The 20218-nt window shown below is 70.6% G+C and carries 15 protein-coding genes and 1 tRNA gene; 12 read left to right on the top strand and 4 right to left on the bottom strand.

The features are described from left to right. Positions 1–49 precede the first annotated feature (49 nt). Together PD653B2_RS24985 and PD653B2_RS14020 are read right to left on the bottom strand one after the other, a co-directional pair. Positions 50–226: a DUF6104 family protein gene (locus tag PD653B2_RS24985; RefSeq protein WP_089503971.1), complete on the bottom strand. Its 177-nt coding sequence runs from the start codon at positions 224–226 to the stop codon at positions 50–52. A 156-nt stretch (positions 227–382) separates the two neighbouring features. Beyond that, a complete protein-coding gene (locus PD653B2_RS14020) occupies positions 383–4147 on the bottom strand; it encodes a multifunctional oxoglutarate decarboxylase/oxoglutarate dehydrogenase thiamine pyrophosphate-binding subunit/dihydrolipoyllysine-residue succinyltransferase subunit (RefSeq protein ID WP_085873007.1) in 3765 nt (1254 codons plus the stop codon). Between the two features lie 207 nt (positions 4148–4354). Here PD653B2_RS14020 and PD653B2_RS14015 point away from each other — a divergent pair, with 207 nt between their 5' ends. Beyond that, a complete protein-coding gene (locus tag PD653B2_RS14015; protein WP_133059075.1) occupies positions 4355–4921 on the top strand; it encodes a hypothetical protein in 567 nt (188 codons plus the stop codon). After that, on the top strand, positions 4918–5841 hold the full coding sequence (locus PD653B2_RS14010) for an LCP family protein (protein ID WP_242665286.1): 924 nt from the start codon (positions 4918–4920) through the stop codon (positions 5839–5841). Before PD653B2_RS14015 ends, PD653B2_RS14010 begins: the two co-directional genes overlap by 4 nt. 50 nt (positions 5842–5891) lie before the next feature. Here the strand turns inward: PD653B2_RS14010 and PD653B2_RS14005 are convergent, their stop codons facing one another. Beyond that, complete coding sequence (locus tag PD653B2_RS14005; protein WP_085873004.1) at positions 5892–7289, bottom strand: choice-of-anchor P family protein; 1398 nt, start codon at positions 7287–7289, stop codon at positions 5892–5894. A 257-nt stretch (positions 7290–7546) separates the two neighbouring features. Further along, positions 7547–7619 (bottom strand) — tRNA-Arg (locus tag PD653B2_RS14000). Between the two features lie 129 nt (positions 7620–7748). Between PD653B2_RS14000 and argS the strand changes: the two genes are divergently transcribed. From argS to prfA, 10 genes are all read left to right on the top strand, one after another. Further along, a complete protein-coding gene (argS, locus tag PD653B2_RS13995) occupies positions 7749–9413 on the top strand; it encodes an arginine--tRNA ligase (protein WP_165763475.1) in 1665 nt (554 codons plus the stop codon). Positions 9414–9417: 4 nt separating this feature from the next. Further along, entirely contained in the window at positions 9418–10818 is a 1401-nt protein-coding gene (gene lysA, locus PD653B2_RS13990) for a diaminopimelate decarboxylase (protein ID WP_085873002.1), read from the top strand. Beyond that, positions 10815–12128 carry a homoserine dehydrogenase gene (locus PD653B2_RS13985; protein ID WP_085873001.1) on the top strand — a complete coding sequence of 438 codons (1314 nt, stop codon included), beginning with the start codon at positions 10815–10817 and terminating at the stop codon, positions 12126–12128. The genes lysA and PD653B2_RS13985 overlap by 4 nt, the downstream gene beginning before the upstream one ends. Next, positions 12125–13222 (top strand): threonine synthase, encoded by a 1098-nt coding sequence (gene thrC / locus PD653B2_RS13980; RefSeq protein WP_085873000.1) that lies wholly within the window; start codon positions 12125–12127, stop codon positions 13220–13222. Before PD653B2_RS13985 ends, thrC begins: the two co-directional genes overlap by 4 nt. 4 nt (positions 13223–13226) lie before the next feature. After that, positions 13227–14123 (top strand): homoserine kinase, encoded by an 897-nt coding sequence (gene thrB / locus PD653B2_RS13975; RefSeq protein ID WP_085872999.1) that lies wholly within the window; start codon positions 13227–13229, stop codon positions 14121–14123. Between the two features lie 249 nt (positions 14124–14372). Beyond that, a complete protein-coding gene (gene rho, locus PD653B2_RS13970; RefSeq protein WP_085872998.1) occupies positions 14373–16331 on the top strand; it encodes a transcription termination factor Rho in 1959 nt (652 codons plus the stop codon). 143 nt (positions 16332–16474) lie between these two features. Continuing rightward, on the top strand, positions 16475–16846 hold the full coding sequence (locus PD653B2_RS13965; RefSeq protein ID WP_085872997.1) for a response regulator transcription factor: 372 nt from the start codon (positions 16475–16477) through the stop codon (positions 16844–16846). 116 nt (positions 16847–16962) lie between these two features. Beyond that, positions 16963–18678, top strand: coding sequence for an ATP-binding protein (locus PD653B2_RS13960; RefSeq protein WP_085872996.1), 1716 nt, complete (start codon positions 16963–16965; stop codon positions 18676–18678). Positions 18679–18799: 121 nt separating this feature from the next. Next, positions 18800–19024 (top strand): 50S ribosomal protein L31, encoded by a 225-nt coding sequence (rpmE, locus tag PD653B2_RS13955; protein WP_085872995.1) that lies wholly within the window; start codon positions 18800–18802, stop codon positions 19022–19024. 109 nt (positions 19025–19133) lie between these two features. Further along, positions 19134–20207: a peptide chain release factor 1 gene (gene prfA / locus PD653B2_RS13950; protein ID WP_085872994.1), complete on the top strand. Its 1074-nt coding sequence runs from the start codon at positions 19134–19136 to the stop codon at positions 20205–20207. The last annotated feature ends 11 nt before the right edge of the window (positions 20208–20218 follow it).

Below are 20218 nucleotides of genomic sequence, written 5' to 3'. Positions count from 1 at the left end.
GGATCGTCGCACGACCCGGGCGCACTACGTCCGAAAAGCCCGGCGTCGGTCAGTCGTCGGGGTCGTCGAGGCGGGCCAGCCAGGTCGCGAACCGCTCGACGGCGGTCTCGAACTCCGGGTGGGTGTCGGTGAACTCCTGGAGACGCTCGGCGATCCACGCCAGGGTGACCTCTTCGTCACCCCGGCGCTTGTCGAGCTCCTCGATCCCGCGGTCGGTGAAGTACATCGGTCCTCCTTGCTCGTTGGTCGAGTAGCGAGCGCTAGCGAGCGTATCGAGACCCTTCACTCACGGGTCTCGATACGGCGGTCGCGACCTCGTCCCTCGGTCGCGCGCCTACTCGACCTGCCTGAGTGCTCGTTGGCGCGCTCCGCGCGACAACGGTCAGGCAAACGCCCGCGCGATCAGGTCCTTCTGCTCCTCGGTGTGGCGCTTGACCGTGCCGACCGAGGGCGAGGAGGACTCCTGGCGGGTGACCGGCTCGACCGTGGCGTCGACGTGCGGCCAGAGGTTGAGCTGGTAGTGCGGCCACGGGCCCATGTTGACCGGCTCGTCCTGGACCCAACGCACGGCCTTCAGCTTCGGGTACTTGGCGATCTCCTCGCGGATCTCGGCCTCCGGGCGCGGGTAGAGCTGCTCGACGCGGGCGATCGCGAACCGGCCGGCGTCCTCGCGCTTCGCGCGTTCCACCATCAGGTCCCAGGTCACCCGGCCCGAGCAGAGCAGGAGCGTGTCGACCTGCTCCGGGTCGGCGTTGCCGTCGGAGATGAACGGCCGGAACGTGCCGGACGTGAAGTCGTCGGGCTGCGAGGCCGCTTCCTTGCGCTTGAGCATCGACTTCGGCGTGAAGACGATCAGCGGGCGGTGCGACTCACCCAGCGAGTGCTGGCGCAGCAGGTGGAAGTACGACGCGGGGGTCGAGGGCTGCGCAACCACGAACGCCTCGTCGGCCGCCATCAGCATGAAGCGCTCGATGCGTGCCGAGGAGTGGTCGGGCCCCTGGCCCTCGTAGCCGTGGGGGAGCAGCAGCACGACGCCGGACTGCTGGCGCCACTTGTTCTCGCCCGCGGTGATGAACTCGTCGATGATCGTCTGGGCGCCGTTGACGAAGTCGCCGAACTGCGCCTCCCACAGGACCAGCGCCTCGGGACGGGCCACCGAGTAGCCGTACTCGAATCCGAGCGCGGCGTACTCCGAGAGCAGCGAGTCGTAGATGTAGAACTTCGCCTGGTCCTCGGTGAGCGAGGTCAGCGGCGTCCACTCGTCGGCGTTCTTGCGGTCGATGATCGTGCCGAAGCGCGACACGAAGGTGCCGCGGCGCGAGTCCTGGCCGGCCAGGCGGACCGGGCGGCCCTCCATGAGCAGCGAACCGAACGCGAGGATCTCGCCGGTGCCCCAGTCGATCGGGCCGTCGGCGATCGCCGCGGCACGACGCTGCAGCTGCGGCATCACCTTCGGGTGGACGGTGAAGCCCTCCGGCGGCGTGACGTAGGCGTCCGCGATCCGCTTCATGACGTCGTTGGAGACGGCGGTCTTGGTCTCGCCGGTCGGCTTGTCCGGGTAGTCGGGCACCGTCGTCCACTCGGACGGCTGCGTGCTGGCCTCGCGCACCTCGGTGAAAACCCGCTCCAGCTGCTGCTGGTAGTCGCGCAGGACCTGCTCGGCCTCCTCGATCGTGATGTCGCCACGACCGATGAGGGACTCGGTGTAGAGCTTGCGGACCGAGCGCTTCTGCTCGATGAGGTCGTACATCAGCGGCTGGGTGTACGACGGGTCGTCACCCTCGTTGTGACCGCGACGGCGGTAGCAGACGAGGTCGATGACGACGTCCTTCTTGAACGCCTGGCGGTACTCGAACGCGAGCCGGGCGACGCGGATGCACGCCTCCGGGTCGTCGCCGTTGACGTGGAAGATCGGCGCCTGGACCATCCGCGCGACGTCGGTGCAGTAGAGCGAGGAGCGCGACGAGCCCGGCGACGTCGTGAAGCCGACCTGGTTGTTGACGACCAGGTGGATGGTGCCGCCGGTGCGGTAGCCGCGCAGCTGGGAGAGGTTCAGCGTCTCCGCCACCACGCCCTGGCCGGCGAACGCCGCGTCGCCGTGCACCAGCAGCGGCAGCACGGGGTACTCGTTGCCACGGTTGAGCACGTCCTGCTTGGCCCGGGCGATGCCCTCGAGGACCGGGTCGACGGCCTCGAGGTGCGACGGGTTCGCGGCGACCGAGACCTTGATCCGGTCCTTCGAACCCGCCTCGAACTCGCCCTCGGCGCCGAGGTGGTACTTCACGTCGCCGGAGCCCTGCACGGTGCGCGGGTCGATGTTGCCCTCGAACTCGCGGAAGATCTGGGAGTACTTCTTGCCGACGATGTTGGCCAGCACGTTGAGCCGGCCGCGGTGGGCCATGCCGATGGTGACCTCGTCGAGGTTGGCCTCCGCGGCCGCCTCGCAGATCTCGTCGAGGACGGGGACCGTGGTCTCGCCACCCTCGAGCGAGAAGCGCTTCTGGCCGACGAACTTGGTCTGCAGGAAGGTCTCGAAGGCCTCGGCCTGGTTGAGCTTCAGCAGGATCCGCAGCTGCTCCTCGCGGGGCGGCTTCGTGTGCGGCTGCTCGACGCGCTCCTGGATCCAGCGGCGCTGCTCGGGATCCATGATGTGCATGTACTCGATGCCGGTGGTGCGGCAGTAGGAGTCGCGCAGGATGCCCAGGATCGAGCGCAGCTTCATGAACCGGCGGCCCTCGCCACCGAAGGAGCCGGTGGCGAACTCGCGGTCGAGGTCCCACAGGGTCAGGCCGTGCGACTCCACCTCGAGGTCGGGGTGGCTGCGCTGGCGGTACTCCAGCGGGTCGGTGTCGGCCATCATGTGGCCGCGCACCCGGTAGGCGTGGATCAGCTCGAGGATCCGGGCCTGCTTGGAGATCTCGTCGTCGTGGGACGTCGAGATGTCGGCGTTCCAGCGGATCGGCTCGTAGGGGATGCGCAGCGAGCGGAAGATCTCGTCGTAGAAGCCTTCCTGGCCCAGCAGCAGCTGGTGGACCCGCTTGAGGAACTCACCCGACTGCGCGCCCTGGATCACGCGGTGGTCGTAGGTCGACGTCAGCGTCATGACCTTGCTGATGCCGTTGCGGGCGATCGCGTCGGCGGACGCGCCCTGCCACTCGGCGGGGTACTCCATCGCGCCGACGCCGATGATCGCACCCTGCCCCTTCATCAGGCGGGGGATCGAGTGGCTGGTGCCGATGCCACCGGGGTTCGTCAGCGAGATCGAGGTGCCCTGGAAGTCGGCGACACCGAGCTTGCCGTCACGCGCCTTGCGCACGATCTCCTCGTAGGCCGTCCAGAAGCCCGCGAAGTCCATGGTCTCCGCGGCCTTGATGCTGGGGACCAGCAGGGTGCGGCCGCCGTCGGGCTTGGGCACGTCGATCGCCAGGCCGAGGTTGATGTGGGCCGGGGTGATCTGGTGGGGCTTGCCGTCGATCACGTCGAAGCCGACGTTCATCTCCGGCATCGCCCGCACCGCCTTGACCAGCGCGTAGCCGATCAGGTGGGTGAACGAGACCTTCCCGCCGCGGGCGCGGGCGAGGTGGTTGTTGATGACGGTGCGGTTGTCCCACAGCAGCTTGACCGGGACGTCGCGGACCGAGGTCGCGGTCGGGACGGTCAGCGACGCCTCCATGTTCTGCACGGTGCGCGCCGGGGCGCCGCGGAGCACGGTGTACGTCGGCTCGTCGCTCGCCGCGGCCGGGGCGGCCGGGCGGGACTCCTTCGGCGTCGGGTTGCTGGTGCCCTTGGCCGGCTCGGCGGCCTTGGTGGTGGGCCGGGGCTTCGCCACCGGCGCCGGCGTCGGGGTGGGGTCGACGTGCTCGACCTGCTTCTCCGGAGCCTTCTCGGGTGCCTTCTCAGCAGGCTTCTCGGGAGCCTTCGCCGCCGGGGCCGGCTCCGTCCTGGTCGCCGCGGTGGCGCCGTTCGCGGAGCCGTTCGACCCGCCCGCACCGTTGGTGGAGCCGTTGGTCTGGAAGTACTTCACCCACGTGGCGTCCACGCTGCCGGGATCCCGCTTGTACTGGTCGTACATCTCCTCGACGAGCCATTCGTTGGCTCCGAAGTCGGCGGAGGGGACGTCGGACTGTGGACCTGGGGACTGCGGCACGGCTTGATTCGCCTCTTCCGGGACGGGCGCGGGGGAGTAGTTCAGTAGCCAAGGTTAGACCCCCGGACCAGCAATTCCAGACTGCCGGGGTGGCTTTTCGGCGTGGTGTGCCGCGGGCCACACCACGGTCACGGAGACTGCTCTCTGATCGGCATCGGCAGCGGGGAGTTTCGGAGTATGGGCAGGCGAGCTCGACGGATGACGCGCGTGGTCGCGGGACTGGCGCTCGTGGCCCTCGGATCGGGCGCGTGCACCGACGACGGCGGGTCCGACGGGACAGGACCGGACGGCGGTTCTCCCGCCGGGGCGAGCGCGACGGAGCGGACGGTCGAGACCCGGGTGTCGTTCGGTGTCCTGACCGGCAGGCTCCCGAGCGACGCGCGGCAACGGCTGTCCAGCCAGGTCGGCGCCGTGGTCGACGGCTGGATCGACGCGGCGTACGTCGGGGGCGACTACCCGCGCCGTGACTTCTCGGACGCGTGGCCGGGCTTCACCGCCGGTGCGCAGCAGGAGGCGCACCACGACCGCGCGCTGATGAGCAACGAGGACGTCGGCGACCGGATCGACGGGGTCGAGCTGCACAAGAGCACCGTGAAGCTCGACGTGCTCGCGGTGAAGCAGCACCCCGTCGGCGTGACGGCCCGGGTGTTCGTCGGGTTCCGCACCACCGGCGACGTCGAGCGGGAGGTGCGGGTGAGGGGCCGGCTGTTCCTGACCCACACCGACCGCGGCTGGCGGGTCTTCGGCTACGACGTCACGAAGGGGGACGCATGACCACCCCACGGAACATGGACCGTCTCCGGCGGCCGCTCCGGCTCCTGACGATCGGTCTGGTGCTCGCGGTCGCGGCCTTCGTGGTGCCCGACTCGGCCGTGAAGAGCACCGAGGTGGCCCTGGTGAAGGTCGACCGCGCGAACGGCGTCGACCTCACCCCCGACGTGATCTGGATCCTGGCGGTCGGCTCCGACGCCCGGCCGGGCGAGGACATGACCCGCTCCCGTGGTGACGCGCTCCAGCTGGTCGGGATGGACACCAGGACCGGCGCGGCGACGGCGATCGGCGTCCCGCGCGACTCGTGGGTCTCGATCCCCGGCCACGGCTACGAGAAGATCAACGCCTCGCTCTACTTCGGCGGGCCGCAGCTGCTCGGGCAGACCGTCGGCAACCTGGTCGGCATCCAGCCCGACTACGTCTTCGTCACCCGCTTCAAGTTCTTCCAGGCGATGATCGGCGACATCGGCGGCATCGACGTGGTCAACCCGACCGCCTTCGACGACACCTACCTCAAGCCGGAGGGCTTCCCGAAGGGCAGGCTCCACCTCGGTGGGTACGACGCCATGGCGTTCTCCCGGATCCGGCACAACCTGATCCGCGGCGACTTCGACCGCTCGGCCAACCAGCAGCGGGTGCTGCGGGGCATCCAGGCCAGGGTCCGCGCCCGGTCCGTCGTGCCCGGCTTCCTGGAGCGAGGCGTCCTCACGGTCATGCAGCACCTCTACACGGACCTGTCGCCCGCCGAGCTCTTCCGGCTCGCGCAGGCGATGGCGCAGGTCGAGCCGGGCAAGATCACGAACTGCGTGGTGCAGGGCGGGATCGGCGACATCGGCGGGGCGAGCGTGGTCCTGCCGTACGTCGACCAGGCTCGCCGGCTCGGCGACGAGGCCCGGAACGACGCGACGATCGAACACTGCTGACCCGGAGAGCAGCAGTGGCCGATCGTCGATGACGCGTCGGGGTGTCGCGGTCAGTTCGGCACGATGTGGCCGCCGGCCCAGCCGACCTCGAGGACCGAGCCGCCCGGGATCAGGTCGCGCAGGGTCAGCCGGAACGCCTTGACCTCGGCGCCGAGCCGGTTCTGCTTGACGATGCGGTACTCCAAGATGTTGCCGTCGCCGAGGTCGACCTGCTGACCCGGCTCGGGCAGCGCGACCTCCTCGCCGTTCAGCGTGATCTTCGCCAGGCCGGTCCGGATCGTCCGCTCGACCTTGGTCGTGTCCTGGGGCTTGCGCAGGGTGACCTTCGACCTGATGCCGTCGATGACCAGGCCGAGGCTCGGGACCTTCAGCGAGCCGATGGTGCTGGAGACGAACCCGCGGGCCGAGCCGTTGGCCTTCTGGTCACCCCTCAGGGCGTAGTGGATGTCGGTGAGGTCGACCAGGCCGCCGAGGACGGACACGTCGGCGATCCGGTGGTGCCGGACCTGGCCCTGGGTGCCCTGGCACGGGATCGACTGCTCCTGCAGGCCGCCGAGGCGGAGCAGGTCGTTGCCGCCGAACATCTCCAGGCCCATGGCCCGGGAGTGGAAGACACCGGCCGGGACGGGCTCGGCGATCGTCGTCCGGGCACGGCCGAGGGTGATCACGGTGTCGTGGCCGGTCGCGTTGACCAGCAGGCGCAGTGCGTAGGTCTCCGAGGACGCGGAGTGCGGCCCGACCCGGCCCGACCGCACGCCGCCGAGGCCGATGCTGCCGAGGCCCGGGATCTCGATCTGGTTGCCCGTCGTGTCGCTCAGCAGCTGGATCACCTGGCTCGCCACGTCACCCGTGGTCGAGCCGAGGACGTCGAGGAGGTCCTGGAGCTCCTGGGGGATCTGCTCGGGCAGGTTGCCGATGTGGAGGCCGTCGAAGGTGAAGGTCTCCTGGTGCCCGAAGGTGCCGTCCTTCTTGCGGAAGCTGTCGGCCGTCGAGGTCAGGCCCTGGAGCGACAGGGTGGGCGTCGCGACGCCCTGGAACTCGCCGCCGAGCGTGAGGTCACCGATCGTGCTGATGCCGCGGACGCCGTGCACGCCGTCCTCGAGGTAGGTGTTGGTCCGGCTGGACGCCGCGGAGACGTGCACGAGCTCGTTGTCGGGGATCGTGAGCGTCGAGTTCTTGACCACCTGCCGGCCGGCGACCCGGGTGCACTGCTGCTGGGCGAACGCCTCCTTGGCGTTGCGCAGCTCGACGCCGTCGACGATCACCTTGGTGCCGTAGACGGTTGCCTTGTAGCCGAGGTCGGTCCGGACCGGGTGACCCGCGCGGTGGCCGCTCGTGCCGGCGTCGGCGGACGGGATGGCGGCGAGGGTGCCGGCGAGACCGGCGGCGAGACCGGCGGCGCAGACGGCGGTCGCTGCGACTGCCCTGCGGAGGGACGAGGTGTTCACGTGCAGTCCTGCTTTCGTGGCCGGGGCCGCCGCGTCCTCCCGGTCGCGTGGCGGCTGCTGATCCCATGTCGGCGATCCCCCGATGGGTCGCTCCGGGCACGATTGTGCGGTCGGGAGCAGCGTCCGCGGGAGAGGGCGGGACGAGAAAGGGCCGAGCGGTCAAGACCTGTTCGGGTCATTTTCGCCGCCGGCGTAACCCCGGACGGACTAGCCCGTTTCCCAGCTTTCTGAAACGCGTTCCAGTCCGGTGTGAGAAGCGCCCCCGGCAGGATTCGAACCTGCGGCACCTGGTACCGGAAACCAGTGCTCTATCCCCTGAGCTACGGAGGCAACACCCCCGCTGTGCGGAGGCTGCGCGTCACCCTACAACCGACGTGCGAGCGACGTGCAATCGCCCTCGGCGGTCCCATGCCCGATATCGATGCGAGGCCCCGGTGTCCACGCCGATACCCTGGGCCGGTGACTCCCGAGCAGCTCTCCACCGCGATCGTCGACGTCCTGACGACGCTGTCCACCGACGGTGCCATCACCCTTCCGGACGGCGTCCCGACGAGTGTGACGGTGGAGCGCCCGCGCCAGAAGGGGCACGGCGACTATGCGACCAACGTCGCCCTCCAGCTGGGCAAGAAGGCCGGGCTGAGCCCGCGCGCGTTCGCCGAGCTGGTCCAGCGGGGACTCGAGCGGACCGACGGCATCGCCGGTGTCGAGATCGCGGGTCCGGGCTTCCTCAACATCACGGTCGCGGCCGGCGCCCAGGGCGTGGTGGCGGCGCAGATCGTCGACGCAGGGGAGTCGTACGGGTCCTCCGACGCGTTTGCCGGCGAGAAGATCGACCTCGAGTTCGTGTCCGCCAACCCGACCGGTCCGCTCCACATCGGCGGCGTGCGGTGGGCGGCGGTCGGTGACGCGCTCGGCCGGATCTTCACGATGACCGGCGCCGAGGTGACGCGGGAGTACTACTTCAACGACCACGGCGCCCAGATCGACCGGTTCAGCAGGTCGCTGCTCGCGAGCGCGAAGGGCGAGCCGGCGCCGGAGGACGGCTACGGCGGCGAGTACATCCACGAGATCGCCGCGGCGGTCGTCGCGAAGGAGCCGCAGGTCAAGGACCTGCCCGACGCCGAGGCGCAGGAGGTCTTCCGGGCCGAGGGCGTCGAGATGATGTTCGCGGAGATCAAGCAGAGCCTGCACGACTTCGGGGTCGACTTCGACGTCTACTTCCACGAGAACAACCTCCACAAGAGCGGGGCCGTCGACCGGGCGATCGCGCGGCTGACGGAGCTCGGCAACACCTACGAGAAGGACGGCGCGCTCTGGCTCGCCACCGAGAAGTACGGCGACGACAAGGACCGCGTCATCATCAAGTCCGACGGTGAGGCGTCGTACCTGTCCGGTGACCTCGCCTACTACCTCGACAAGCGCGAGCGCGGCTTCGACCGTTGCCTGATCATGCTCGGCGCCGACCACCACGGCTACGTCGGGCGGATGCACGCCATGTGCGCCGCGTTCGGCGACGTGCCCGGCAAGAACCTCGAGATCCTGATCGGCCAGATGGTCAACCTGCTCAGCCACGGCCAGCCGCTGCGGATGTCGAAGCGGGCGGGCACCGTCGTCACCATCGACGACCTGGTCGGCGCGATCGGCGTCGACGCCAGCCGCTACGCGCTGGCGCGCTTCAGCTCGGACTCCAACATCGACCTCGACCTGGACCTGTGGGCCAAGCAGACCAACGACAACCCGGTCTACTACGTGCAGTACGCCCACGCCCGGGTGTCCGGGATCCTCCGCAACGCCGGTGAGCTCGGCATCGAGTGGTCGACCGCCGACTTCGACCCGAGCCTGCTCTCCCACGAGAAGGAGGGCGAGCTGCTGCGGTCGCTCGCCGAGTTCCCGCGCGTGGTCGCGAGCGCCGCCGAGCTGCGCGAGCCGCACCGGGTGGCGCGCTACCTCGAGGACATGGCCGGGGTCTACCACCGCTTCTACGACAACTGCCGGGTGCTGCCGATGGGCGACGAGGAGGTCAACGACCTCCACCAGGCCCGCCTCGTGCTGGTCGCGGCCACCCGCACGGTCCTGGCCAACGGCCTCCGCCTGCTCGGGGTGTCCGCCCCGGAGCGGATGTAGCCGGATGTCCCACGAAGCGGGTTGGGCCCACGCCCCGGGTGCCCTGCGGGGTCCGGCGTGGCTGCGTGAGCCCGTCGACGCCGACGCCCTGGTCCCGCAGCTCTGGTCGTCGACCGCCCACAAGGTCGACGGCGTCCTGCACGTCGGCGGGCTCTCGGTGCCCGACCTGGTCGCCGAGGTCAACACCCCGGCGTACGTCCTCGACGAGGCCGACTTCCGGATGCGCGCCCGCGCCTTCCGCGACGCGTTCTCGGCCTACGACGTCTTCTACGCCGGCAAGGCCTTCCTCTGCACGGCCGTCGCCGGGTGGATCGCCGAGGAGGGCCTCAACCTCGACGTCTGCTCCAACGGTGAGCTGACCGTCGCGCTGCGGGCCGGCTTCGACCCGGCCCGGATCGGCTACCACGGCAACAACAAGACGGTGACCGAGCTGCGGCGCGCCGTGGCCGAGGGCGTCGGGCGGATCATCGTCGACTCCTTCGACGAGCTCGCGCGGCTCGAGATGATCACCTCCGACACAGGCCTGCGTGCCCGGGTGATGATCCGGGTCACCGCCGGCGTCGAGGCCCACACGCACGAGTACATCGCGACCGCTCACGAGGACCAGAAGTTCGGCTTCTCGATCACCTCCGGCGACGCCTTCGAGGCCGTACGACGCGCCGAGGCGGCCGCCGGCATCGACCTGCTCGGCCTGCACTCCCACATCGGCAGCCAGATCTTCGACTCGTCCGGCTTCGAGGTCGCCGCCCGCCGGGTGCTCGCGCTCCAGGCGCGGGTGTCGAGCGAGCTCGGGGTGACGCTGCCCGAGATGGACCTCGGCGGCGGCTACGGCATCGCCTACACGACCCAGGACGACCCGTCGGACCCGGCGCAGCTCGCGACGGAGATGAGCAAGATCGTCGAGCACGAGTGCCGCGCCCTCGGCATCCCCGAGCCGCGGCTCTCCATCGAGCCCGGCCGCGCGATCGTCGGCCCGGCGATGTGCACCGTCTACCAGGTCGGCACCGTGAAGCCGGTCCAGCTCGACGGCGGCGCCGTGCGCACCTACGTCTCGGTCGACGGCGGGATGAGCGACAACATCCGCACGGCGCTCTACGACGCCGACTACTCCTGCACGCTCGCGTCGCGCTCGTCGACGGCGCCGGCCGTGCTGTCGCGCGTGGTCGGCAAGCACTGCGAGGCCGGTGACATCGTGGTGAAGGACGAGTTCCTGCCCGGTGACGTCGCACCGGGTGACCTGGTGGCCGTGCCGGGCACGGGTGCCTACTGCCGGTCGATGGCCTCCAACTACAACCACGCGCTGCGGCCGCCGGTGGTCGCGGTGCGGGACGGGGTCGCGCGCGTCGTCGTGCGCCGCGAGACTGAGAACGACCTGTTGGCAACGGACATGGGTGATGCGCAGTGAGTGAGGGCGACAAGCGGCTCCGGGTGGCGGTGCTGGGCTGCGGCTCGGTCGGCTCCCAGGTGGTGCGGCTGCTCAGCGAGCAGGCCGGCGACCTGGCGGCCCGCGTGGGCGCGCCGGTGGAGCTGGTGGGCGTCGCTGTCCGCCGCCTCGACGCCACCCGCGACGTCGAGGTGGCCCAGGGGCTGCTGACGACCGACGCGATGGGCCTGGTCACCCGCGACGACGTCGACGTGGTCGTCGAGGTGATCGGCGGCATCGAGCCGGCCCGGTCGCTGATCTTGGCGGCGCTCGAGGGTGGTGCCTCCGTCGTCACCGCCAACAAGGCGCTGCTCGCCGAGGACGGCCCGACGCTCTTCGAGGCCGCCGAGAAGGCCGGCCGCGACCTCTACTACGAGGCCGCCGTGGCCGGCGCCATCCCGATCCTGCGCCCGCTGCGCGAGTCGCTCGCCGGTGACAAGGTCACCCGGGTGCTCGGCATCGTCAACGGCACCACCAACTTCATCCTCGACAAGATGGACACCTCGGGCGCGGGCTTCGCCGAAGCGCTCGAGGAGGCCCAGGAGCTCGGCTACGCCGAGGCCGACCCGACCGCCGACGTCGAGGGCTTCGACGCCGCCGCCAAGGCCGCGATCCTCGCCTCCCTCGCGTTCCACTCGCGGGTCACCGCGTCCGACGTCCACCGCGAGGGCATCTCCGAGGTCACCGCGGCCGACATCCAGTCGGCCCGTGAGATGAACAGCGTCGTGAAGCTGCTCGCGATCTGCGAGCTCAGAGCCGGATCCGGGGGGGACGACGCGGTCGCCGTCCGCGTGCACCCCGCGATGATCCCGAGGTCCCACCCGCTCGCGTCGGTCCGCGAGGCCTACAACGCGGTCTTCGTCGAGTCGGAGGCCGCCGGTCAGCTGATGTTCTACGGTCCCGGCGCCGGTGGCTCGCCCACGGCGTCGGCCGTCCTCGGCGACCTGGTGACGGTGGCCCGCAACCGGCTGGCCGACACCCGCGGCGTCGGGGAGTCGGCGTACGCCGACCGCGCGGTGCTGCCGATGGGGGAGACCCTCACCCGCTACCACGTGGCGATCGACGTCGACGACCGCGCCGGCGTGCTCGCCTCGGTCGCGACGGCGTTCGCCGAGCACGGTGTCTCGATCCAGACGGTGCGCCAGGAGGGCCGTGGCGCTGACGCCCAGCTCGTCGTCGTCTCGCACGAGTCGACCGACGCCGCGCTGAGCGCGACCGTCGAGCACCTGCGCAGCATGGAGATCGTCCGCGAGGTCACCTCGGTGATGCGCGTCGAAGGAGCGATGGAATGACCACCCGCACCCCCGCCCACACCCACCAGTGGCGCGGCGTGATCGAGGAGTACCGCGACCTCCTCCAGATCCCCGAGGGCACGCCGGCGGTCACCCTGCGTGAGGGCGGCACGCCCCTGGTCTCGTCGGAGTGGCTCTCCGGTCTCACCGGTGCGGAGGTGTGGCTCAAGGTCGAGGGCGACAACCCGACGGGCTCCTTCAAGGACCGCGGGATGACGGCCGCGATCTCGGTCGCGAAGCACGAGGGGGCCGAGGCCGTCGTCTGCGCCTCGACCGGCAACACCTCGGCCTCGATGGCGGCCTACGCCGCGAAGGCCGGCCTCAAGCCGCTCGTCCTCGTGCCCGAGGGCAAGATCGCCGCAGGCAAGATGGCGCAGGCGATCCTCCACGGCGCCCAGGTGATCATGGTGCGCGGCAACTTCGACGACTGCCTGGGCCTGGCCAAGGGGCTCGCCTGGGACTACCCGGTGGCACTGGTCAACTCGGTGAACCCGGTCCGGCTCGAGGGCCAGAAGACCGCCGCCTTCGAGATCGTCGACTTCCTCGGCGACGCCCCCGACTACCACCTGCTGCCGGTCGGCAACGCCGGCAACATCTCGGCGTACTGGCTCGGCTACACGCAGTACGCCGACCTCGGCGCGGCCACCAGGAAGCCGGTGATGCGCGGCTTCCAGGCCGAGGGCGCGGCCCCGCTGGTCACCGGTGAGCCCTTCCCCGACCCCGAGACCCGGGCGACCGCGATCCGGATCGGCAATCCCGCGTCGTGGAAGCTCGCCGAGGCGGCCCGCAACGAGTCCGGCGGCCGGTTCGCGTCGGTCACCGACGACCAGATCCTCGCCGCCCAGCGCGAGCTGGCGTCGCGCGACGGCGTGTTCGTCGAGCCTGCCTCCGCGGCCGGGGTCGCGGGCATCCTGCAGGAGCTCGCCGGTGGCGAGTCGTACCGCGGCAGCACCGTCGTCATCACGGTGACCGGCCACGGTCTCAAGGACACCGTCACCGCGCTCGAAGGCTTCACCGAGAGCGGCGGCAGCATCGTCGACACCGTCATCGACGCCGACGTGACCGAGGCGGCCGCCGCCGCCGGTCTCGCCTGATCCCGTGGTGACCTTCGTCGAGGGACCCGTCCGGGTCTCGGTCCCGGCGACGTCGGCCAACCTCGGCCCCGGCTTCGACTCCCTCGGGCTCGCCCTGGCGATGCGCGACGAGCTGGAGGCCGAGGTCGTCGAGGTCGGCCTCCAGGTCGACGTCTCCGGGTCCGGCGCCGAGGACCTGCCTCGCGACGAGTCCCACCTGGTCGTCCGGTCGATGCGCGCGGCCTTCGACGTGATGGGCGCCCAGCCGGGCGGACTCCGGCTCTCCTGCGCGAACGTCATCCCGCACGCCCGCGGCCTCGGCTCGTCGTCGGCCGCGATCGTCGCCGGGGTCGTGCTGGCCCGTGGCCTGGTCGCCGGGGGAGCGCTGCTCGTCGACGACGAGTCCCTGTTCCGGCTCGCCGCCGAGATCGAGGGCCACCCCGACAACGTCGCACCGGCCTTCCACGGCGGGTTCGTGATCTCCGGCAGCGAGGACGGCTTCTACGCCGTCACGTCGCCGGTCGACCCGCGGATCGAGACGGTCGTCTTCGTGCCGCCGACCCCGCTGTCCACCGAGGTCGCTCGCGGCCTGCTGCCCGCGGAGGTGCCCCACGCGGACGCGGCGGCCGACGCGGGTCGTACGGCGCTCCTGGTCGCGGCGCTCGCCGGCCAGCCCGAGCAGCTCTGGCGAGCCACCCGCGACTACCTCCACCAGGACTACCGGCGCGCGGCGATGCCCGACTCGCTCGCCCTGGTCGACGCCCTGCGCGCCGACGGGGTCGCGGCGATCGTGTCCGGCGCGGGGCCGACGGTGCTCGCCTTCACCGACGCCTCCGGCGCGGCCACCCTGGAGAGCCGCTGCCCCGCGGGCTGGGCCGTGCACCGCCTCGCTGTCGACCGGGACGGCGCGCGGTTGTCCTGACCGTGGCCGATGCCACACTTCCCGCGCCTGGTGGTATGTTGGCGGCGCGCCGGAGATCTCCGGCGTGGCACCGCCGCGGACGCTCAGACCTCGGCAACGGTGCACACCCTTCCTCTTCCAGGCGCGGAGACCATTCGCGCACACCCGCTTGGATGCCGTCGGCTCGGCGAGCACCCGCGGACGAGGAAGCAATGACCAGAAGCCGACGGCGTCCGCCGGATCGGCACTGATACGTGGGAAGGACCTCACGTGACGGAAACCATCGACTCCACCACCGACGCCCCCAGCTCGGGCAAGAAGCGCGGTGGCGGGCTCAACTCCATGCTGATCGCCGACCTGAAGGCCATGGCCGGCGGCATGGGGATCCCGGGCTCCGGCTCGATGAAGAAGGCCCAGCTGATCGAGGCGATCAAGGCCGGGCAGTCGAGCAGGGGTGCGACGAAGGGCCCGGACTCGGGCGCCGCCGAGTCCCAGGACAAGCCGCGCGCGAAGGCCCCCGCCAAGTCCCAGGACAAGCCGCGGGAGAAGGCCTCCGAGAAGGCCCCCGAGAAGGCCCCCGAGAAGGCCCGGGACGCCGCGCCCGAGCAGGCACCCGAGCAGGCCCCGGACGCCTCCCAGGAGCGCACCCGGACCCGTACCCGTGACCAGGGCGGGAACCCGAACCGCGACCACCAGGCCACCCGCAACCAGGACCGAGCCCGGGACAACCAGGCCGGCAACCAGGACCGCGACCAGCAGGCCAGCCGCAACCGGGACAACCAGCAGCACCGGGACAGCCAGCAGAACCGGGACAACCAGAACCGGGACAACCAGAACCGGGACAACCAGAACCGGGACAACCAGAACCGGGACAACCAGAACCGGGACAACCAGCAGCACCGCGACCAGCAGCACCGCGAGCGCGACATCCAGGGCGGCAACCAGCAGGACCAGGGGGACGAGGGCGACGGCAGCCGCCGCAACCGGCGCCGCAGGGGTCGCGACCGCGACCGCACCGGCGTCCGCCCCGCGGGCACCAGCGGCGGCAGCCAGCGCAACGAGCCCGACACCACGATCCTCGAGGACGACGTCCTGGTGCCCGCCGCGGGCATCCTCGACGTGCTCGACAACTACGCGTTCGTCCGGACCAGCGGCTACCTCCCCGGCACCGAGGACGTCTACGTCTCGCTGTCGATGGTGCGCAAGTTCGGCCTGCGCCGTGGTGACGCGATCGTCGGTCAGGTGCGCCAGCCCCGCGAGGGCGAGCGCAAGGAGAAGTTCAACCCGATGGTCCGCATCGACGGCGTCAACGGCGCCGAGCCCGAGGCCAGCAAGAACCGGGTGGAGTTCTCCAAGCTGACCCCGCTCTACCCCACCGAGCGGCTGCGCCTCGAGACCGAGCCGGGCAACCTGATCGGGCGGGTCATCGACATCGCCGCCCCGATCGGCAAGGGCCAGCGCGGCCTCATCGTGTCGCCGTCGAAGGCCGGCAAGACGATGATCATGCAGTCGATCGCCAACTCGATCACGACGAACAACCCCGAGTGCCACCTGATGGTCGTGCTCGTGGACGAGCGTCCCGAGGAGGTCACCGACTTCGAGCGCTCGGTGAAGGGCGAGGTCATCTCCTCGACCTTCGACCGGCCCGCGAGCGACCACACCATGGTCGCCGAGCTGGCCATCGAGCGCGCCAAGCGCCTCGTCGAGCTCGGTCACGACGTGGTCGTGCTGCTCGACGGCATCACCCGCCTGGGCCGCGCCTACAACCTCGCGGCCCCCGCGAGCGGCCGGATCCTCTCCGGTGGCGTCGACTCCGCCGCGCTCTACCCGCCGAAGCGCTTCTTCGGTGCCGCCCGCAACATCGAGAACGGCGGCTCCCTGACCATCCTCGCGACCGCCCTCATCGAGAGCGGCTCGAAGATGGACGAAGTGATCTTCGAGGAGTTCAAGGGCACCGGCAACATGGAGATCCGGCTGCGCCGCGACTTCGCCGACAAGCGCCTGTTCCCCGCGATCGACGCCGTGCAGTCGGGCACCCGTCGCGAGGAGCTCTTGATGAGCCAGGAGGAGCTCGCCATCGTCTGGAAGCTCCGCAGGGTGCTGTCCAGCCTCGACGGCCAGCAGGCGCTCGAGCTGCTCCTGGAGCGGCTCAAGAAGACGCAGACCAACATCGAGTTCCTGATGCAGGTCCAGAAGACGACCCCGACGCCGGGTGCTCGCGAGGACTGATCCAGACCGCAACACGCCGAGGACGGGCCGCGCCGGCAAGGCGCGGCCCGTCTTTGTGTCCCCACGCCTTCCCTTGGGGCCGATGACGGATAGGCTGCGAGTCGCACACCGCCCGAAAGGGCCTGGATGGGAAAGAGGACCTTGTGGCTCGGATCCTGGTCGCGGACGACGACGTCGACATCCGTGAGCTCGTCGAGTTCAAGCTGTCGACGCTCGGACACGACGTCGTGGCGGTGTCGGACGGCGCTGCCGCGATCGACGCGTGCCAGGCACAGCGGCCCGACCTCGCGGTGCTTGACGTCATGATGCCCGGAGTCTCCGGCCTGGACGCGATCCGAGCGATCCGCGCCGACCCCAACCTGGCGGACCTGCCGGTGATCCTCCTGACGGCCCGGGCCCAGGAGTCCGACGTCGAGACCGGCTTCGACTCCGGCGCCGACGACTACATCACCAAGCCGTTCAGCCCGCGCGAGCTCGCCTCGCGGGTGCAGGCGCTCCTCAGCCGCTCGACCTGACCAACCAGGGCCCCGGTGGTTCCGCGCGGTGGTCTGGATTCGCCACGCCCGCGGTGCCCGCGGCGCTATCCTCGTCGTGGGAACGCGCCGGGGGGGCGCAGTGGGGGAGTCGTCTCATGAGTTCAGGTCGTCCGGTCGCGCGCTTGCTCGCGCCGGTCATCATCCGGGTCAGCGTGATGGCCGCGTTGATGGCGGTGATCGCGGTCGCGGGCGTCGTGCTGTCGACCGCTGCCGTCAACTACCTCACCCACGACCTGCAGCCGGCGGCGGCCGCCAACCAGGACGTCTACCAGGACCTCACGGACATGTCGGCCGGCGTCGAAGGGTGGTCCAGCAGCGGCCAGCAGGCCGCCGTCGACGACTACCGTCAGGCCCTGCTGCGGCTGCCCGCGCACGAGACGGAGGTCCGCCAGTTCGCCGCCGGTGACAACGAGCTGGAGCTGCTCGTGACCCGCCAGGAGCGGGCCGCCGAGGCCTGGATCGAGAAGTACGCCGGTCCGCGCATCGAGTCCGCGGGCGGCAAGGCCGCCACCCCGCAGGAGGTGCGCGCCGGGATCCAGCAGTTCGACGCGATCCGCAGCGCCCACCAGGAGACGAGCCAGGCGTTCGACAGCCGGGTCCGCCAGGCCAGCACCGACGCGTCGTTCCGTCTCAAGGGGACGATCCTCGCGGTCGTGCTGCTCGCCATCGCCGCCTGGTACGTCGTCTCGCGGGCCCGGCGCCGGCTGATGACCGAGCTGTCGGAGCCGCTCCTCTCCCTCGAGAAGGTCGTCCAGCGGATGGCCAGGAACGACAACGAGGTGCGCGCCGAGCTGAAGGGACCGAAGGAGGTCCGCGCGGTCGCGACGGCGCTCAACGAGTTCGCCGACGCCCAGGGCCGGGCCCGCGCCGTCGAGGGCCGGATCACCAAGGAGCTGCGCACCCTCGACACCGCGAAGGACGACTTCGTCTCCAACGTCTCCCATGAGCTGCGGACCCCGCTCACGACCATCAGCGGCTACCTGGAGATGGTGGCCGAGGAGTTCGAGGACGACATGCAGCCCCGCCACCAGCGGATGCTCGAGGCCACGCGCCGCAACGTGGCGCGGCTCAAGCTGCTCATCGACGACCTGCTGGCGCTCTCGAAGGCCGAGAGCCGCACCACCGACCTGGACCCGGTCGACCTGGCGTTGCTCGTGCGTGAGGTCGTGACCGACGTCCGGATCACCGCGGCCCGCCGGGGCATCCACATCCAGGTCACCACGCCCGACGAGATCGTCGCGGTGCTCGCCGACCGGGCGATGCTGCACCGTGCGTTTCTCAACGTGCTGTCGAACGCGGTGAAGTTCAGCCACGACAACGGCGAGATCGCGGTCGACATGACCGTCTCCGGGCGGCTGGTCGAGGTCGCGATCGTCGACCACGGCATCGGGATCCCCGAGGCCGAGATCGACCGTCTCGGCACCCGCTTCTTCCGGGCGTCCAACGCGGTCACGAACGAGATCGCCGGCACCGGCCTCGGCCTGCGGATCATGCAGACGATCATCGACAAGCACGCGGGCGACGTGATCATCGAGTCCCGCGAGGGCGTCGGCACGACGGTCGCCGTACGGCTCCAGGTGCACACCGACGGTCCGCCGCCGGTGTCGCTGGAGGCTCTGCTGAGCGCGGATCCTCCGCCGGTCGCCGAGATCGAGGCCCAGGTCGAGAAGGAGACCGCCGACGCCACCGAGGAGGCCACCGGCGAGACCGCGGGCCGGCCCGCCCAGACCGTGGCCGAGCCTGCGCCGGACCCCGGTCTCCCGCGGATCGTCCCGGCGTTCCCGCGCCGCCCGTCGACCTCCGTCAAGTAGCGCGGGCACCGGGAATGCCGCCGATTACCGCAGCGTTCTCACCCATGACACAATCATGTGCTGGCTCCGGTTCACGCCTTCTCGTAGGGAGAGGCGACCCGGCGGCCGATGAGAGGACACCATGAAGAAGGACATCCACCCCGAGTACGTCGACACCCAGGTGACCTGCACCTGCGGCGCGTCGTTCGTCACCCGCAGCACCGTGACGTCCGGCAGCATCAAGTCCGACGTCTGCTCGCAGTGCCACCCGTTCTACACCGGCAAGCAGAAGATCCTCGACACCGGCGGCCGCGTGGCCCGCTTCGAGGCCCGCTACGCCAAGAAGGACGCTTCCGCGCAGAAGTAGCTTCGATCGAGCGCCGGTCCCCGCCACGTGCGGGGACCGGCGCTCGTGATTTGTCACGGTGTCTCGAAACCCAGCATCACATCCGTCCCAGCCGTCCTGAGGAGAGCTCATGTTCGAGGCCGTCGAGAGCATGCTCGCCGAGCACGCCGCGCTCGAGCAGCAGCTCGGCGCACCCGAGACCCACGCCGACGCCCGGCTCGCGAAGCAGCTCAACCAGCGCTACGCGGTGCTGTCGTCGATCATCGGCGCCTGGCGCGACCTCCAGGCGCTCGAGGACGACCTCGGAGCGGCCCGCGAGCTCGCCGACGAGGACACCGCGTTCGCCGACGAGGTCGAGTCGCTCGTGGCTCGGCAGCACGAGGCCGAGGAGCGGCTCCGAAGGCTGCTGGTGCCTCGCGACCCGGCCGACGAGAAGGACGCCATCCTCGAGGTGAAGTCGGGGGAGGGCGGCGAGGAGTCCGCGCTGTTCGCCGGCGACCTGCTGCGCATGTACACCCGGTACGCCGAGGCGCGGGGCTGGAAGGTCGAGATCCTCGACGCCGCCGAGTCCGACCTGGGCGGTTACAAGTCCGTGACGGTCGCCGTGAAGGCCAAGGGCACGCCCGAGCCGGGCGAGGCGCCGTACGCCCAGCTGAAGTTCGAGGGCGGCGTGCACCGGGTCCAGCGGGTGCCGGTCACCGAGTCGCAGGGTCGGGTGCACACCAGCGCGGCGGGCGTCCTGGTCTTCCCCGAGGCAGAGCAGGTCGACGTGCAGATCGACGAGAACGACCTGCGCATCGACGTCTACCGCAGCAGCGGGCCCGGCGGGCAGAGCGTCAACACCACCGACTCCGCGGTCCGGATCACGCACGTGCCCACGGGCATCGTGGCCAGCTGCCAGAACGAGAAGAGCCAGCTCCAGAACCGCGAGCAGGCGATGCGGATCCTGCGGGCCCGGCTGCTCGCCGCCGCCCAGGAGAAGGCCGACGCCGAGGCCGGTGCCGCGCGGCGCAGCCAGGTCCGGACCGTCGACCGCTCCGAGCGGATCCGCACCTACAACTACCCGGAGAACCGGATCTCCGACCACCGCACCGGCTACAAGGCCTACAACCTCGACCAGGTGCTCGACGGCGACCTCCAGCCGGTGCTCGACTCCTGCATCGACGCCGACCTGGCCACCCGACTCGAGGCGCTGGAGCAATGACCACCCCGTTC

The sequence above is a fragment of the Nocardioides sp. PD653-B2 genome (assembly GCF_002117935.1).
In the GTDB taxonomy this organism is placed as follows: domain Bacteria; phylum Actinomycetota; class Actinomycetes; order Propionibacteriales; family Nocardioidaceae; genus Nocardioides.
This window is presented reverse-complemented; position numbering and strand designations above follow the sequence as displayed.